The organism is Candidatus Palibaumannia cicadellinicola (assembly GCF_001269425.1).
GTDB classification, from domain to species: Bacteria; Pseudomonadota; Gammaproteobacteria; order Enterobacterales; family Enterobacteriaceae; genus Baumannia; species Baumannia cicadellinicola_A.
Genome location: NZ_CP011787.1, coordinates 531,326 through 547,317, shown reverse-complemented (window position 1 = coordinate 547,317; position 15,992 = coordinate 531,326). Strand labels below are relative to the sequence as shown.

The 15,992-nt window shown below is 31.8% G+C and carries 14 protein-coding genes, 1 other RNA gene and 1 pseudogene; 7 read left to right on the top strand and 9 right to left on the bottom strand.

Features of this window, described 5'->3' with window-relative positions; translation table 11 throughout:
• Positions 1-8: 8 nt before the first annotated feature.
• Positions 9-236, top strand: coding sequence for a 30S ribosomal protein S18 (gene rpsR, locus AB162_RS02500; protein ID WP_053097222.1), 228 nt, complete (start codon positions 9-11; stop codon positions 234-236).
• A 75-nt stretch (positions 237-311) separates the two neighbouring features.
• Positions 312-770 carry a 50S ribosomal protein L9 gene (gene rplI, locus AB162_RS02495; RefSeq protein ID WP_053097220.1) on the top strand — a complete coding sequence of 153 codons (459 nt, stop codon included), beginning with the start codon at positions 312-314 and terminating at the stop codon, positions 768-770.
• 194 nt (positions 771-964) lie between these two features.
• On the opposite strand, the gene ssrA is transcribed toward rplI, so the two are convergent.
• Both ssrA and smpB read right to left on the bottom strand, forming a co-directional pair.
• Positions 965-1,352, bottom strand: a transfer-messenger RNA (tmRNA) gene (gene ssrA / locus AB162_RS02940).
• Between the two features lie 29 nt (positions 1,353-1,381).
• Positions 1,382-1,863 (bottom strand): annotated as a pseudogene (gene smpB / locus AB162_RS02490) (SsrA-binding protein SmpB).
• A 70-nt stretch (positions 1,864-1,933) separates the two neighbouring features.
• On the opposite strand from smpB, the gene AB162_RS02485 reads away from it, so the two are divergent.
• Both AB162_RS02485 and AB162_RS02480 read left to right on the top strand, forming a co-directional pair.
• Positions 1,934-2,371 carry an SRPBCC family protein gene (locus tag AB162_RS02485; protein ID WP_053097218.1) on the top strand — a complete coding sequence of 146 codons (438 nt, stop codon included), beginning with the start codon at positions 1,934-1,936 and terminating at the stop codon, positions 2,369-2,371.
• A complete protein-coding gene (locus AB162_RS02480; protein WP_053097214.1) occupies positions 2,364-2,636 on the top strand; it encodes an RnfH family protein in 273 nt (90 codons plus the stop codon). The genes AB162_RS02485 and AB162_RS02480 overlap by 8 nt, the downstream gene beginning before the upstream one ends.
• Before the next feature lie 78 nt (positions 2,637-2,714).
• On the opposite strand, the gene bamE is transcribed toward AB162_RS02480, so the two are convergent.
• Positions 2,715-3,047 (bottom strand): outer membrane protein assembly factor BamE, encoded by a 333-nt coding sequence (gene bamE, locus AB162_RS02475; RefSeq protein WP_053097212.1) that lies wholly within the window; start codon positions 3,045-3,047, stop codon positions 2,715-2,717.
• 356 nt (positions 3,048-3,403) lie between these two features.
• Between bamE and AB162_RS02470 the strand changes: the two genes are divergently transcribed.
• The 3 genes from AB162_RS02470 (at position 3,404) to apaH (ending at position 6,421) form a co-directional block, all read left to right on the top strand.
• A complete protein-coding gene (locus tag AB162_RS02470; RefSeq protein ID WP_053097210.1) occupies positions 3,404-4,528 on the top strand; it encodes a peptidylprolyl isomerase in 1,125 nt (374 codons plus the stop codon).
• Between the two features lie 120 nt (positions 4,529-4,648).
• Positions 4,649-5,446 carry a 16S rRNA (adenine(1518)-N(6)/adenine(1519)-N(6))-dimethyltransferase RsmA gene (gene rsmA, locus AB162_RS02465; RefSeq protein ID WP_053097208.1) on the top strand — a complete coding sequence of 266 codons (798 nt, stop codon included), beginning with the start codon at positions 4,649-4,651 and terminating at the stop codon, positions 5,444-5,446.
• Between the two features lie 141 nt (positions 5,447-5,587).
• Positions 5,588-6,421 carry a bis(5'-nucleosyl)-tetraphosphatase (symmetrical) ApaH gene (gene apaH, locus AB162_RS02460; RefSeq protein WP_053097206.1) on the top strand — a complete coding sequence of 278 codons (834 nt, stop codon included), beginning with the start codon at positions 5,588-5,590 and terminating at the stop codon, positions 6,419-6,421.
• A 35-nt stretch (positions 6,422-6,456) separates the two neighbouring features.
• Here apaH and folA read toward each other — a convergent pair whose 3' ends face one another.
• From folA to ileS, 6 genes are all read right to left on the bottom strand, one after another.
• On the bottom strand, positions 6,457-6,951 hold the full coding sequence (gene folA / locus AB162_RS02455) for a type 3 dihydrofolate reductase (protein ID WP_053097204.1): 495 nt from the start codon (positions 6,949-6,951) through the stop codon (positions 6,457-6,459).
• 43 nt (positions 6,952-6,994) lie between these two features.
• Positions 6,995-10,252, bottom strand: a complete 3,258-nt coding sequence (gene carB, locus AB162_RS02450; protein ID WP_053097202.1) for a carbamoyl-phosphate synthase large subunit — start codon at positions 10,250-10,252, stop codon at positions 6,995-6,997.
• Between the two features lie 15 nt (positions 10,253-10,267).
• A complete protein-coding gene (gene carA, locus AB162_RS02445) occupies positions 10,268-11,464 on the bottom strand; it encodes a glutamine-hydrolyzing carbamoyl-phosphate synthase small subunit (protein ID WP_053097200.1) in 1,197 nt (398 codons plus the stop codon).
• Between the two features lie 188 nt (positions 11,465-11,652).
• A complete protein-coding gene (gene ispH, locus AB162_RS02440; RefSeq protein WP_053097198.1) occupies positions 11,653-12,600 on the bottom strand; it encodes a 4-hydroxy-3-methylbut-2-enyl diphosphate reductase in 948 nt (315 codons plus the stop codon).
• Between the two features lie 8 nt (positions 12,601-12,608).
• Positions 12,609-13,118 carry a signal peptidase II gene (gene lspA / locus AB162_RS02435; protein WP_420021809.1) on the bottom strand — a complete coding sequence of 170 codons (510 nt, stop codon included), beginning with the start codon at positions 13,116-13,118 and terminating at the stop codon, positions 12,609-12,611.
• 32 nt (positions 13,119-13,150) lie between these two features.
• Positions 13,151-15,973, bottom strand: coding sequence for an isoleucine--tRNA ligase (gene ileS, locus AB162_RS02430; protein ID WP_053097193.1), 2,823 nt, complete (start codon positions 15,971-15,973; stop codon positions 13,151-13,153).
• Positions 15,974-15,992: the final 19 nt, after the last annotated feature.

Sequence of the window (15,992 nt, the reverse complement as noted above, 5' to 3'; positions counted from 1 at the left end):
AATATTATATGGCACGTTATTTTCGTCGTCGTAAGTTCTGCCGTTTCACTGCAGAAGGAGTGATTGACATAGATTATAAAGACATCACAACACTGAAAAATTACATAACAGAAAGTGGAAAAATTGTTCCTAGCCGTATTACGGGTACTCGTGCTAAATATCAACGTCAACTAGCACGTGCTATTAAACGTGCACGCTACCTTTCTCTATTACCATATACTGATATTCATCAGTAACATATATTATATATAATAATTACATAGAATATTAGTACATATATGTTAAATATAAATATTATATAGGTGTATAATATGAAAGTTATTTTACTGGATAATTTTTTAAATCTTGGTAGTTTTGGTGATAAAGTTAACGTAAAATCTGGTTACGCCCGTAACTATCTAGTACCAAAAGGTAAAGCGGTACCTGCTACTAAAAATAATATTGATTATTTTGAACAATGTCGTGTTGCATTAGAAACAAAACTAGCTGATAGTAAGTTACAAGCTCAAGCACTCGCAGATAAAATTAATGAATTAAGCAGTGTAAAAATAATCTCGAAAGCTGGCGAAGAAGGTAAATTATTTGGCTCTATCGGAACTCGTGACATCGCTAATGCTATCACTAATGCTGGGATTAATATTACTAAAAATGAAGTACGTTTACCTAATGGTGTTCTACGGACTATTGGTAATCATGTAGTAACAATTCGTCTTCATAGCGAAGTTTATGTAAATTTTAATGTTAATGTTGTTGTAACTGAAGCAGAATAAGATTAGATTACAACTAATCTAAGGTATTAAAATTTTGACCCATCCATACATAGTTAGTTGTTAGTTAAGAACTTAAACTTTAATAAAACTTACTGATATAATACTTGACTAGATATAGTATTATGAGAATACCTAAAAGGTAATTGATTTGTTAATATTACTTGTCCACAAAGTATCGCTTTAGTAATTTATTTGAGTGGAGCTGGCGGGATTTGAACCCGCGTCCAACATTTCTACGCCTTTGGTACTACATGCTTAGTTTTGTCTTTAATTTCGCTGATCAACTACGGACAGACACGTAAATGATAAACTATTCTGATTAAATTTTAACGTTCAAGTCCAGAAAAAAAATTAAACGCGATCTCTTTTGTTATTTTTGACCTCTATTTCCCCCGTTCTAAGAGCGAAGACTAGGGATAGAGGGAATCTTCAGTTGTTAGGCCGATTAAGCTGCTAATGCAAATGCAGCAGATTCATATTGCGATTTTTTTGCAATTATTTTTTTTAGGTTATTTTACGAGATTACCTTATCTCGACATGCACCTAAGGTTACGTAAATATTGTCAAATCCATAACAGCCCCGCCTAATAATATCTAAGCTTTTTTCTACTTTAATATTTAATATATTTTGTAATACGTGCTTGATCTATGATCCATTCACGTTTTTTAATACAATAACGTTTATCATATTTTTTTTACCTTTAGCTACGCCAATCTGAAGCTTAGCTAAGTGTTGTTTCCAGTAAATGGATAATGGAACAATTGTATAACCTTTACGATTAACTTGTCCAAATATGAAATCTAATTCACTTCTATTTAAAAGTAACTTTCTAGAACGAGTAGGATAACAAACTATATTAGATGAAGCAACTATAAGTGGTTGGAAAGTTGCGCCAAAAAGAAAAGCTTCGTTATTATTTAATAACACATAACTATTACTGATATTTACTCTTCTGGCACGTAGTGCTTGTACTTCCCATCCTTGTAAAGACAGTCCAGCTTCAAATTTTTTTTCAATAAAAAATTCGTGGCTAACATGCTTATTTTGTTCAATGGTAGTTAAGCTTGATTTATATTTTTTATTCATAGAAATAAGGTATTTTTGTATCTATCTAACATAGACATGTTAAAATAATAATTAATATAACATTATAATAAAAATTATGCCTATAATCATTAGATCAGTGCTAGTTCCATATAGTGTAGAGCAGATGTTCGCTTTGGTTAATGATATTAATGCCTATCATGAATTTATCCCTGGATGTATTACCAGTAAAATACTAAAGCAGTATGATAGTAGTGAGTTGACTGCTGAAATGAATATTTATAAGGCAGGTATTAGTAAATCATTCACTACTCATAATATTATGAAAAAAAATAAAAGTATTATGATGGATCTTGTTGAAGGTCCATTTAGATCATTTTTTGGATACTGGCATTTTATTCCATTAAATGAAAAATTAAGTAAAGTAGAGTTATATCTAAATTTTGAACTAAAAAATCAGCTAATTAATATAGCACTAGGACAAATATTTACAGAAATAGTTAATAGCATGATAATGGCCTTTACTATGCGGGCAAAGGAAGTTTATAGTGGCTAATATTAGTGTTAATGTAGTTTATGCTTTACCTGAGTATCAATATATATTATCGATCTTACTGCCTGAGGGCAGTACAGCAGCACAAGCTATTGAAGCTTCAGGAATTCTTTCATTACAGTCAGAAATTGATGTTATTAACGTTAATAAAATAGGTATTTTTAGCCGCATAATATCACTTAAAGAAATATTGCACGATGGTGATCGTGTAGAAATTTATCGGCCATTGCTTATTGATCCTAAAGAAAGACGGAGGATACGTGCATAAATTTCTCATATTAGTTGAGTAATATTTATTTATGTTTAAGTTTTGTTTGCAACATACTAACTCATATAAAGTAATTCATTATATAGTTATTTTTATTAAAATGTCATTTTTGTTAAAAGTTAGTATTAATTTTTTTTGATAAATTGATTCATAACGATGTTCCTGGCGTAAAATATAATACCAAGTATTATATCCAAATTGATCTGTTAACATTGGTGTTCCAAGAACAGAAAGAACCTTTTGTTTGGTCATACCAATATATAGCTTATTTACTTCAGTTTTATTGAAGTAATTACCTTGATTAAGGTAATTATGGGGTATGACTGTTTTATAGATAGAGCAACTAGTAGTCATAAATAATAAAATACAATAAACAATTAATTTATATTTAAAAATGTAAATATTATACATATTTGATTAAGTTCTAGTTTATAGAAAGTACATTTCTAGCATTTAGTTTTTAAGGATAATGATAGCAGTGAGGTTTTTACTCATTAAAGTATAATATTTTTATATATTATGATTAGGTAGTAGCTATAGTATGATATATACTTATTTCAGTTAAATAATATATTAATGAAAATCTGGATAAAACTGATACTCTGCATCTTACTGTGCGCAGGTCCAGTAAGGGCTCAAAAGGTAGTCAATAAAGTTGCTGCTATTATTGATAATAGCATAATTTTAGATAGTGATATAAATATATTGATTAAAAAATAAAAATTAATACCACACCTGGAAATAATCCAAGATTAGAAGATATTCTATTGCATCATTATATAATAGATAATTATCTAATAGATCATGTAATTAAACATAAAATTGTTTTAAAAAATGAAAAAAAATTAAATTTTTTTATTTCTGATGATCAGTTAAATCAAATTATTTTAGAGATAGCTAATAAAAATAATTTATCTATATCTGAGTTTCGTAGATTTTTGATAAAAAGTGGTATAAGCTACGATACTTATCGTACGCAGCTTCGTAATTATTTATTTATGACTGAAGTATGTAAGATGGCTGTTCGTAGTCGTGTAAATATTTTACAAAATGAAGTTGAGTCAATGACTAATAAAATTATATTTGCAAAAAGCAGTAACAGCAAAGAGTTTCATCTTAGTCATATTGTAATACCTATTGTAGATAAACCTTCACAATATAAAATTAATAAAGCAAAAGAACTAGCTATATTAATTATGTCAGCCAGCAACCAAAAAGAAGATTTTTCGCAGTTAGCAAAAAAATATTCTACTAAAGATAATATATTATATTCACATAACTTTTTTTGGATAAAAAATAAAGAATTATCTCCTATTGTTGCTGAATATCTCACAGAAGCGCAAAAAGGCAGTATAATAGGGCCTATATACTTAGAGAGAGGTTTTCATATTTTTAAAGTAAACGACATACGTAGTAAAGAACAAAAAATGGTTTTACCTATAACAGAGGTATATGCTAGCCATATTGTTATAAGTACCTCAGGTAGTAAAAATAATGATAATGAGAAAGCATACTATAAATTACGTAATATAGCACAGAATATTAAGAGTGGAAATATTAGCTTCAGTGCAGCTGCTAAGCAAATATCAACAGATGTTTGTTCTGCTCACCAGGGTGGTGATCTTGGTTGGAATAAATTGAATACCTTCAATCCTATTTTTCGTGGTTTATTACTATCTCTTAAAGATGGAGAACTAAGTGAACCTATTTACTTCTCAAATGGCTGGCACTTAATTAAGCTACATAATAAACGTAAGGTTTACCAACTTAGAGCACAAGAAAAAGAACATGCTTATCGTTTATTATATAAACGTAAGTTATCTGAAGCATTGAAACAATTGATAAAAAAACAACGTTCATCAGTATATGTAAAAATTATTGATAATAATTAATATTTATATTCAATAATAGTTTCACTGTACTAAAATACAAAGTATTGGGTAAAACTGTAACTAGCTTAATAAGCAGGTAGCTTTATAATTTTTTAATATAATATTATATATGGATGGTCAATGCATAATACGTGTTATCAGGGCCATGTTGCACAGCAATGTTTTGGTCAATACTTTCTAAAAGATAAAAAAATTATTAAATTAATTGTTGATGCAATCGATCCTAAAAAGGGGCAGGCTCTAGTTGAGATAGGACCAGGTTTAGGCGCACTTACTTATCAGGTAGCAAAGTATGTTGATACTATGACAGTGATTGAAATTGATCGTAATTTAGCTGATATATTAGCTAGTAATAATGTTATAAAGCATAAACTTAATATTTTAAATAAGGATGTAAGAAAGGTTCAATTTACTGAGTTGTCACAATATCTTGGTCATCCTTTGCGGATTTTTGGTAATTTACCTTATAATATTGCTACATCGCTAATATTTTTATTATTTAGTTATATTAATATTATTTCGGATATGCACTTTATGTTACAGAAAGAAGTAGCCAACCGTCTTATAGCTAAACCTAATAATAAAGCTTACTGTAGACTAAGCGTAATAGCACAATACTATTGTAATATACATATAATGCTAGATGTCCCGCCTAATTCTTTTTACCCTATTCCTAAGGTAAACTCTGCAATAGTACGACTAGTACCTTATGCCAAACTACCCTATAAAGTAAATGATATTAATCAGTTATATAACTTAACCCGTCTTGCGTTTAATCAGCGTCGTAAGATGATTTGTAATAGTTTAGGTAGTGTATTTAGTGTAGTACAGTTATTACAAAATGGGATTATAGCAACTCAGCGTGCAGAAAACCTTAGTGTTGAACAGTATTGCCGTTTAGCTCAGTTACTAAGTTGATAACTTATTAGTAATAAGTATTTTATATACAAAAATTATATTTATTATTTTCGTTAATACTGGCAAGCTGATAGTAAACAATATTATTCCCAAACAAAAAGTTTTTTTCATTAACAATTTTAATAAATTAATTAATAAATTATGTCTACTTATTTAATAGGTGATATTCACGGTTGCTATGATGAGCTACAGAAAATTATAGATAAAGTAAATTTCGATCCATTAATTGATACTATTTGGCTAACAGGAGATATCGTAGCACGTGGACCAGGTTCATTAGAGGTATTACGTATGATACGTAAGTTAGGTAATAGCGTACGTATTGTACTAGGTAACCACGATTTATATTTAATAGCTGTTTATTCTGGGTTAGTTAATAATATAAAAGATATTACTAAACTTAAACTGGTATTAGAAGCATCAGATGTTGATGATCTAATTAATTGGCTACGTTATCAACCAGTATTACAAGTAGATCACCATAAAAAATTAGTTATGGTTCATGCAGGAATTACTCCGCAATGGAACCTAAATACAGCTATTAAATGCGCACTTGAAGTAGAAAATTTACTTAAAAGCAATAGCTACCAGTTATTATTTAATACTAGGGATATAATTATTCCTAATTACTGGAGTCAGGAGCTAAGTGGTATAGCACGGCTAAAATTTATTACTAACGTTTTTACCCGCATGCGTTACTGTTTTCCGAATGGCACACTTGATCTTACATGCAAAAACATGCCTGATAAAAATCAAGAACCGCTACGTCCATGGTTTACCATACCTAATCAGATTATTTCTGAAAACTATAGTATAGTATTTGGTCATTGGGCTTCGCTAATGGGAAAAGGTACACCAGAAGGATTTTATTGCTTAGATACTGGTTGCTGTTGGGGTGGAGAATTAACTTTAATATGCTGGGAAAATAAAAAATTTACTAGGATACCTGCTACAACAAGTAAAAGTACTAAATAAATACTAATAAATATTAAACGCTAACAAAAAACTATTTATCTTTCAAGAATTTCGAAGCAGTAGCTAGGAGAATTTATATTTATGTTAGCTTCATGGCATTCACGGAATGTTACTCGCCATGGATCATGTTGATAATTAGGAAAAAAAGTATCGCCATCTACTTTAATATTAATATGGGTTAGATAAAGTTTTTTAGCTTGATTGATAAAAATATTGTATACTTGAGCACCACCAATAACCATTACCTCCGATACGTTACCAGCAGCAGCTAGTGCCTGAATAGAATTATTTACCCAATGAACGCTGCTAATAATTGTAGGTTTTGTTATAACCTTACGGCTTAATACGATATTACGTCTACCATATAAAGGTTTTTTAATAGAGTCAAAAGTTTTACGACCCATTATTACTGGTTTATTATAAGTATGTTTTTTAAACCATATTAAATCTTTAGATAAATGCCAAGGGATAGTATTGTTAATTCCGATAATATTATCGGAAGTTAGCGCCGCAATTAAGCTAATAATCATATAAAATTAGTTACTACTTATTTTATAATTTATTGATTATTTATTAATAAATTTTTATTGTTGAGTGCATTTCTTGTATTGAAATCACTTGTGCTGTTGCATCAGCGTTAAGTGACATAGCTGTAGCAAAAGCACCATTAATAGTGGTATCATAATATACTTTATATTTTATAGCAAGACTAATAATGAATTTAAACAAATTAATATGTTTATTATTTATTGTAGTCATAACTATAATATAACTATATCTTCCATTTTTAATGTTATCTTGAACTTCACTAAAAATTTTAGTGTTATTATTTACTACATTGACTTTACAAGCATTAATACCATATTCCTTAATAAGGATCAATGCTATATTTTCCGTTACATCTAATATTAAGCCATGATTTAATAGTTGAAGAGATAAATTAACTACTTGCTCTTGATTTATTTCACTAAATAAAAGAAGAACTCTACCAATTGTTTTTATTTGATATTGCTTACCTACTCCTAACATAGCCTTAGCTAAGGCTTCCGCTAAAGTTTTACCAAATCCCATTACTTCACCAGTTGATCGCATTTCTGGTCCTAGGATAGGATCAATACCAGGAAATTTATTGAATGGAAGCACTACTTCTTTTACAGAAAAATAAGGTGGGATAATCTCATTTGTTATCCCCTGCTGGATTAGTGATTTTCCCACTATAACTCTAGTAGCAACTTTAGCTAAAGCTATTCCTATTGCTTTAGATACAAAAGGTACTGTACGAGATGCACGTGGGTTAACCTCAATTAAGTATACATCATTATTTTTAACAGCAAACTGTACATTCATCAATCCGATAACATTTAGCTCTAAAGCTAATTTTTTTACCTGACGGCGCATATGATCTTGAATATCACTGTTAAGTGTATATGGTGGTAGCAAACAAGCTGAGTCTCCTGAATGTATACCAGCATGCTCAATATGTTCCATCATCCCACATATAAATACTTTGTTTCCGTCGCAAATAGCATCTACATCAATTTCTGTTGCATGTTCAATAAATTCTTCTAATAATACTGGTGTTTCACAATCAGAAATACTAAATGCATTATTTAAAGATAATAATAAATCTATTTTATTATAAATAATTTTCATGGATCTACCACCTAGAACATAAGATGGTCGTACCATTAGTGGATAACCTATGATAGCTGCTTTCTCTACAGCCATATCAATATTAGTAACAGTAGCATTGATAGGCTGTTTAAAACCAAGGGTAGTTACCATTTTCTGAAATAATTCTCTATTTTCAGCAAGTTCTATGGCTTTAGGTTGAGTTCCAATTATTGGTACCCCAGCTGCTTCTAGCAAGTGCGCTAATTTTAGCGGGGTTTGTCCACCAAACTGGATGATCATGCCATCAGGTTGTTCTATTCTAATAATGTCTAATATATTCTCTAAGGAGACAGGCTCAAGATAAAGTCTATCTGAAATATCATAATCTGTAGAAACAGTTTCAGGATTACAGTTAACCATAATAGGTTGGTAACCTTCTTCACGTAATACTAGTAAAGCATGTACGCAGCAATAGTCAAATTCAATGCCTTGGCCAATACGATTCGGTCCACCACCTAATACAATAATTTTTTTACCATAATTAGATGGATGCGATTCACACTCATCATCATAAGTAGAATACATATATGCAGTATTTGTAGCAAATTCAGCAGCGCAAGTATCAACCCTCTTATATACTGGATATAAGTTATACTTTTCTCGTAAGTTACGAATGTCTTCTTCCTTTACACCAACTAGCATTGCAATACGTGCATCAGAAAATCCTTTTCTTTTTAGTTTACGGAGATAATAAGGATTCAAGACAGTAATTCCGATGTTTGATAAATGATTTTCTAATTTTATTAGTTCTTCAATTTGCACTAAGAACCAGCGATCAATCTTAGTAAGAAGAAAAATATTATCAATTGACATTCCAGCGCGGAATGCGTCAGCAACAAACCAAATACGTTCGCATCCTGCGTTTTGTAACTCATAGTGTATGATATTTAATGCTTCTGGATCTTCTAATTTTACTTTAGGATCAAAACCTGTGGCATCTACTTCTAGGCTGCGTAATGCTTTTTGTAGCGACTCTTGTTGTGTCCGTCCTATAGCCATAACTTCACCAACAGATTTCATTTGTGTTGTCAGACGATTGTTGGTACCTGAAAATTTATCGAAGTTAAATCTTGGAATTTTTGTTACTACATAGTCTATAGTAGGCTCAAATGAAGCAGGTGTAAGGCTACCTGTAATACTATTCATAAGCTCATCAAGATGATAACCTATCGCTAATTTAGCTGCTATTTTAGCTATTGGAAATCCTGTAGCTTTAGAAGCTAAAGCAGAAGATCGTGATACACGTGGATTCATTTCTATAATTATTAGTTGTCCGTTATCAGGATTAACAGCAAATTGTACATTAGAACCACCAGTTTCTACACCAATTTCACGTAAAATTGCAATAGCAGCATTACGCATCATTTGATATTCTTTATCAGTAAGTGTCTGCGCTGGCGCAACAGTAATAGAATCTCCGGTATGAATACCCATAGGATCAATATTTTCAATTGAACAAACGATAATACAATTATCTTTATAATCTCGTACAACTTCCATTTCATATTCTTTCCAACCTATTAGTGATTCTTCTATCATAAGTTGACAGTTATTAGAACTATCTAGTCCTAGTCCATGGTTGAAAATTTCTTTTAAATCTTTTATGTTGTAAGCAATCCCGCTTCCTGTACCACCTAATGTAAAAGATGAACGTATAATGCAAGGAAAACCAACTGTAGCAACTACAGCTAGTGCTTCTTGAAAATTACTAGCAATACCTGAACGTGGTGTATTTAAACCTATTTTTTTAATTGCTTTTTCAAACAGTTGACGATCTTCCGACTGCTCTATAGCATTAGCTGTAGCACCTATCATTTCTACTCCAAACTCTGTGAGCACGCCTTGACGGTAAAGATCTAAAGCACAATTTAGTGCTGTTTGTCCGCCCATAGTTGGAAGAATTGCATCAGGTCGCTCTTTTTCAATAATCTTACGTACTACTGTCCAATCAATAGGTTCAATATAAGTAGCATGAGCTATATCTGGGTCAGTCATTATTGAAGCAGGATTAGAATTTACTAATATTATTCGGTAACTCTCCTCTCTTAGTGCTTTACAAGCTTGTACACCTGAGTAATCAAATTCACAGGCCTGACCAATAACAATTGGACCTGAACCTATAATAAGTATGCTTTCTATATCTGTACGTTTTGGCATGTAGATCTTCTCTTCTTACTTATGTGTTATGTTATGCTGCGTAAGCTGAGAACGATAAGTTCTAATTAATTGAATAAAATAATCAAACAGTGATTCACTATCATTTGGTCCTGGGCTTGCTTCTGGATGACCCTGAAAACTAAATGCAGGCTTATCTGTACGATGTAAGCCTTGAATAGTACCGTCGAAAAGAGATATATGAGTAATTTTTAGTATTTCTGGTAAATTATTTTCGTCAACAGTAAAATTATGGTTTTGAGAAGTAATCATTACCTTACCAGAGACTAAATTCTTTACAGGATGATTATTACCATGATGGCCACATTTCATTTTTTTAGTTGTAGCACCACTAGCAAGAGCTAGTAATTGATGACCAAGACAAATACCAAATATAGGAATAGCAGTAGTGTTTAGTAACGTTTTAATAGCAGTAATAGCATATGTGCATGGCGCTGGATCACCTGGTCCATTAGTTAGTACAATTCCTTCAGGATTCATCGATAATACAGTCTCAGCCGTAGTTTGAGCTGGCACAACAGTAAGTGTACAGCCACGATCTACCAATATGCGCATTATATTTAGTTTAGTCCCATAATCATAAACTACAACATGATATGGTAAAGTAGCATCCGCAGCAGCCTGTACTGATGAGTATAATAATCTACCTGTTAGGTTATTACCAAAACTACCCTTAGTCCAACTATATTGGACCTTGGTACTTACTTCTTTAGCTAAATCTATGCCATTTAAACCAGGGAATTTACTAGCTTGACGTAAAGCTAGCTCAGCATTTACCAGATCACCTACAATAATGCAACCATTTTGTGTCCCTTCATCACGTAAAATTCGCGTTAACTTACGAGTATCTATTTCTGATATTCCAACAATATTTCTTTTTATTAAGTATTCTGATAGCTGCATAGTACTACGGTAGTTACTAGACATTAGCGGTAAATTACGAATAACTAAACCTTTAGCTTGCACACTTAAGGATTCATTATCAATTTGATTAGTCCCAGTATTACCAATATGAGGATAAGTCAGCGTAACAATTTGATGAAAATAAGAAGGATCAGTAATAATTTCTTGATAACCAGTGATAGACGTATTAAAAACTACTTCACCCACTGTTGTACCTTCGGCTCCAATGGCTTTCCCATGAAATTTAGTTCCATTTGCTAGAACTAACAGTGCTGACTTTGACCTGGTCAAAACAGCCTCCCAAAAACCTAATGATTAAAATTAAGGTTAATTTTCGGAATTAAGGTTAATTTAACGTAGCAATATAACCCATAAACGTCATATTAAGAATGTTAATTATAACAAGTTGGATCATCGATGGCAAATCAGTACTGCGTTACTCAACTAGTATATTAAATTCAATAAATTTAACCTACCTTTTATATTCTACAGGATGCATACTGTAGATATCTAGGTAACTCAAAAATAATATTTTCTTGACGTCCTATAAGCTCTTCGGTGCTTTTAGCACCAAAATACTGTAATCTAGATATCACCTGACATACAATAATATTAGGAGCTGATGCGCTAGCTGTTATACCAATAACATTAATTCCTTTTAGCCAGCTTTGTTTGATATCATTAGCGTTATCAATTAAATAAGCCGGTTTGCCAAGATTATGTGCTAGTTCAGCTAACCTATTTGAGTTAGATGAATTTTTTGATCCTACTACTAGTACTAAATCTGTAGCTATAGTAAGTTTACGTACCGCCTCTTGTCTGTTTGTTGTTGCATAACAAATATTATCTTTGCGTGGCCCTCTAATATTAGGGAAGCGCTGTCGTAACGTATCAATGATAGTTGATGTATCATCTATAGATAGAGTAGTCTGGGTTACAAAAAATAATTTATCAACATTTTTTACCTTTAGTTGCCAGACATCTTCCTTTGATTCTACTAGATAAATTCCGCCAAATAAATTACTGTATTGTCCCATAGTACCTTCTACTTCAGGATGACCATTGTGACCAATTATAATAACTTCAGTACCTTGACGGCTGGCCCGTGCTACTTCCATATGTATTTTTGTAACTAGCGGACAAGTAGCGTCAAAAATAGTAATATTACGGCTAAGCGCTTCGGTACGTATTGCTCTAGATACTCCATGTGCAGAAAAAATTAGCACAGCACTATCAGGTACTTGGTTAATTTTTTCAATAAATATGACACCTTTATTACGTAAATTATTAACAACGTAACTATTATGCACTATTTCATGACGAACGTAGATAGGTATACCATAAATTGCTATCGCCTTTTCCACGATACTAATCGCACGATGGACACCAGCGCAAAAACCACGTGGATTAGCAAGTAGCATGTGCATGTATAAATTTACCTTAGTTTATGATTAGTAGTAGCTGCTACTGAAGAATTTTTTAATACTATTATGATTACACCAGTACATATACTAGCATCAGCTATATTAAATATTGGCCAGTGCCAAGTATCAAAGTAAACATCAATAAAATCAATGACTACACCATATTTGATACGGTCAAATAGATTACCTAATGCTCCTCCTATAATCATCGCATAAGCAATATTGCTTATGCGATTATAATAATCAGAATTGTACATCATAACTAATAGTACTATTGAAACAATCATCGCTATAAAAGATAACAAAAACATATTCCAACTATTTTGATTTGCTAAAAAACTAAAAGCTGCGCCCGAGTTATAAGTATATAATAAATTGATACAAGGAGTAATTGATACCGATTCTCCTAAAAAAAAATTATTTATTATCCACTGTTTACTACTAATATCAATTAGTAAGACTACCAGTGTAAGCCAAAGCCAGCTTAGTCCAGTAGATATTATTTTACTATATATAATCATTATTAAAACTCTACTTGAGCATCATAATTAAATTAGAGAAACTTACGTTCTTCACCTTGACCATATATATTTATAATACAACGATTACAAATATCAGGATATTTTTTATTATGTCCAATATCGTTAGATAAATGCCAGCATCGCTGGCATTTTGTTCCGGTAGCCTTATTAATAGTAATCTTTAGACCTTTTAATCTATCACTATTAAGTGCGTTATCGCCAGCATTAGTATAATCAACTACCTGTGCTGCTGATGTAATAAATAAAAAGTGCAATTCATTGCCTAATTTATTTAGTTGCATAGCCATAATTGGTTCAGAGTACAGTATTACATTGGCTTCCAAAGAACTACCAATTAGTTTATTAGTACGCGCCTGCTCGATAACTTTATTGACTTCGTTACGTACATGTAATATACTTTCCCAGTAAGTATCATTCATTGTTTCTGTCGATTCTAGCTTTAAAAGGTATTGATACCATTCTTCAGTAAACACATATTGTGAACGAGGTCCTGGTATGAAGCCCCAAATTTCGTCTGCGGTAAAAGATATAATAGGAGCTATCCATCGTACTAGCGCTTCAATAATATGAAATAGTGCTGTTTGGCAGCTACGTCGAGCAACACTATCATATTTAGTAGTGTATTGGCGATCTTTGATGATATCAAGATAGCATGATCCCATATCAATTGAACAAAAATGTATAATTTTTTGCACAACATTATGAATGTTATAACTTTCATAAGCAGCTATGATTTCATCCTGAACAAATTTTGCCCTACTAATTGCCCATCTATCTAATGCTATCATTTTATCATAACTAACAATATTGTTTACTGGATCAAACCCATTTAGGTTAGCTAATAGAAATCGAGCGGTATTACGAATACGGCGATAGATATCAGCTGAACTTTTTAGTATTTCATTTGAAATTGCTATCTCCTCAGTGTAATCTGTAGATGCTACCCATAAACGTAAAATATCGGCGCCAAGTGTATCTACTATCTGCTGTGGGCTGATAACGTTGCCTAAAGATTTTGACATTTTACGCCCGTTACTATCTACGGTAAAACCATGGGTAATAACTTGTTGATACGGTGCCTTGCCTTTTATAGCCATTGAACTTATTAAGGATGACATAAACCAGCCACGATGCTGATCTGCTCCTTCTAAATATACATCTATATGATTACTGTTAAATTCAGGTCTTGCATCAATTACTGATGAGTGTGTTGAACCAGAATCAAACCATACATCTAATGTATCATTTATTTTAATATAGTTATATGCATCATCACCTAAAAGTTCGGACTGATCTAAATTCCACCAAGCCTGAATACCATTTTTCTCAACTAGCTTAGCGACTTTTTCCATTATTTCACAGGTATTGGGGTGTAATTTTTTAGTATCTTTATGCACAAACAACGACATAGGAACACCCCAAATTCTTTGACGAGAAATACACCAGTCTTGGCGATTGATAATCATATTAGCAATACGTTCTTTACTCCAGCTAGGTATCCATTTTATTTTTTGTATTTCTTGCAGTGACTTTTTACTTAAATTTTGTTTATCCATACTAATAAACCACTGTGGTGTAGTACGGAATATTAGCGGTGTTTTATGTCGCCAGCAATGTGGATAACTATGCTTTAGTTGTTCTGCATATAATAATGTTCCACTATTTTTTAGTATATTAATAACGATGCTATTACCAATAAACACCGATATTCCATCAAGTAATGAAAATGTTCCAGGTAGATAGCATCCATCAGTACCAACTACATTTGCTATTTCCAAACCGTACTTACTACCAATGATATAATCTTCTGGCCCATGACCGGGAGAAGTATGTACTAAGCCAGTACCAGTATTTAGCTTAACGTTATTATTAAGTATAACTGGAATATCGAATTCCATAAATGGATGACGAAACCATAACCATTCTAATAAGCTTCCTTTTACTAAGTTACCAAGTATTTTCCAGTTAGTTATACCACCTATACGTTTTATAAAATTTTTTACTAAATTTTCTGCTAATATTATACATTTACCATTAAATTCTACTAATTGATAAAAACAATTTGGATGAACTGATATAGCTCTATTAGCTGGTATAGTCCAAGGTGTAGTAGTCCAAATAACAACGTAAACTGACTGTGAGAAATTATTAATTCCGAACTTAGCAGCAACCTCAGGTGCATTAGTTGCCGCAAAAGTAACATTGATTGAGTTTGATATATAGTCGTAATATTCTACTTCGGCTTCTGCTAATGCAGAACAGCAATCTATGCACCAATGTATAGGCTTATTACCCTTATATAGGTGACCATTTTCTATAATTTTACTAAGAGTACGTATGATATTAGCTTCTGTGGTAAAATCCATTGTTAGATAGATGTTTTCCCAGTCACCAAGCACGCCGAGACGAATAAATTCTTTTTTTTGCCAGGCAACCTGCTTATAAGCGTAATTGCGGCAAGCAACAATAAAATCAGAACAGCTTACTGTTTCATTCGGCTTACCAATCATTTGCTCTACTTTAAGCTCAATAGGTAGCCCATGGCAATCCCAACCAGGCAAATATTTGGAGTCATAGCCCATTAATCTTTTAGACTTAATAATAATATCTTTAATAATTTTGTTAACAGAGTGACCGATATGAATCCTACCGTTCGCATATGGTGGACCATCATGTAAAATAAAAGTTTTTTTTCCTTTTGTAGCTTGGCAAATGATTTTATATAGATCTTCTTTATACCAACGTTTGATAATCAAAGGTTCTCTATTAGCTAAATCACCCCGCATAGAAAATTTAGTTTTTGGTAGATTAATAGTACTTTTATAATTATTCATTATATTCTCGATTCATTAT

What these genes read in the sequence shown, in the direction of transcription:
- rpsR (WP_053097222.1), top strand. Translation starts at nt 9, where the DNA reads ATGGCACGTTATTTTCGTCGTCGTAAGTTCTGCCGTTTCACTGCAGAA.
- rplI (WP_053097220.1), top strand. Translation starts at nt 312, where the DNA reads ATGAAAGTTATTTTACTGGATAATTTTTTAAATCTTGGTAGTTTTGGT.
- AB162_RS02485 (WP_053097218.1), top strand. Translation starts at nt 1,934, where the DNA reads ATGCCTATAATCATTAGATCAGTGCTAGTTCCATATAGTGTAGAGCAG.
- bamE (WP_053097212.1), bottom strand. Translation starts at nt 3,047, where the DNA reads ATGTATAATATTTACATTTTTAAATATAAATTAATTGTTTATTGTATT.
- rsmA (WP_053097208.1), top strand. Translation starts at nt 4,649, where the DNA reads ATGCATAATACGTGTTATCAGGGCCATGTTGCACAGCAATGTTTTGGT.
- apaH (WP_053097206.1), top strand. Translation starts at nt 5,588, where the DNA reads ATGTCTACTTATTTAATAGGTGATATTCACGGTTGCTATGATGAGCTA.
- folA (WP_053097204.1), bottom strand. Translation starts at nt 6,951, where the DNA reads ATGATTATTAGCTTAATTGCGGCGCTAACTTCCGATAATATTATCGGA.
- carB (WP_053097202.1), bottom strand. Translation starts at nt 10,252, where the DNA reads ATGCCAAAACGTACAGATATAGAAAGCATACTTATTATAGGTTCAGGT.
- ispH (WP_053097198.1), bottom strand. Translation starts at nt 12,600, where the DNA reads ATGCACATGCTACTTGCTAATCCACGTGGTTTTTGCGCTGGTGTCCAT.
- lspA (WP_420021809.1), bottom strand. Translation starts at nt 13,118, where the DNA reads ATGATTATATATAGTAAAATAATATCTACTGGACTAAGCTGGCTTTGG.
- ileS (WP_053097193.1), bottom strand. Translation starts at nt 15,973, where the DNA reads ATGAATAATTATAAAAGTACTATTAATCTACCAAAAACTAAATTTTCT.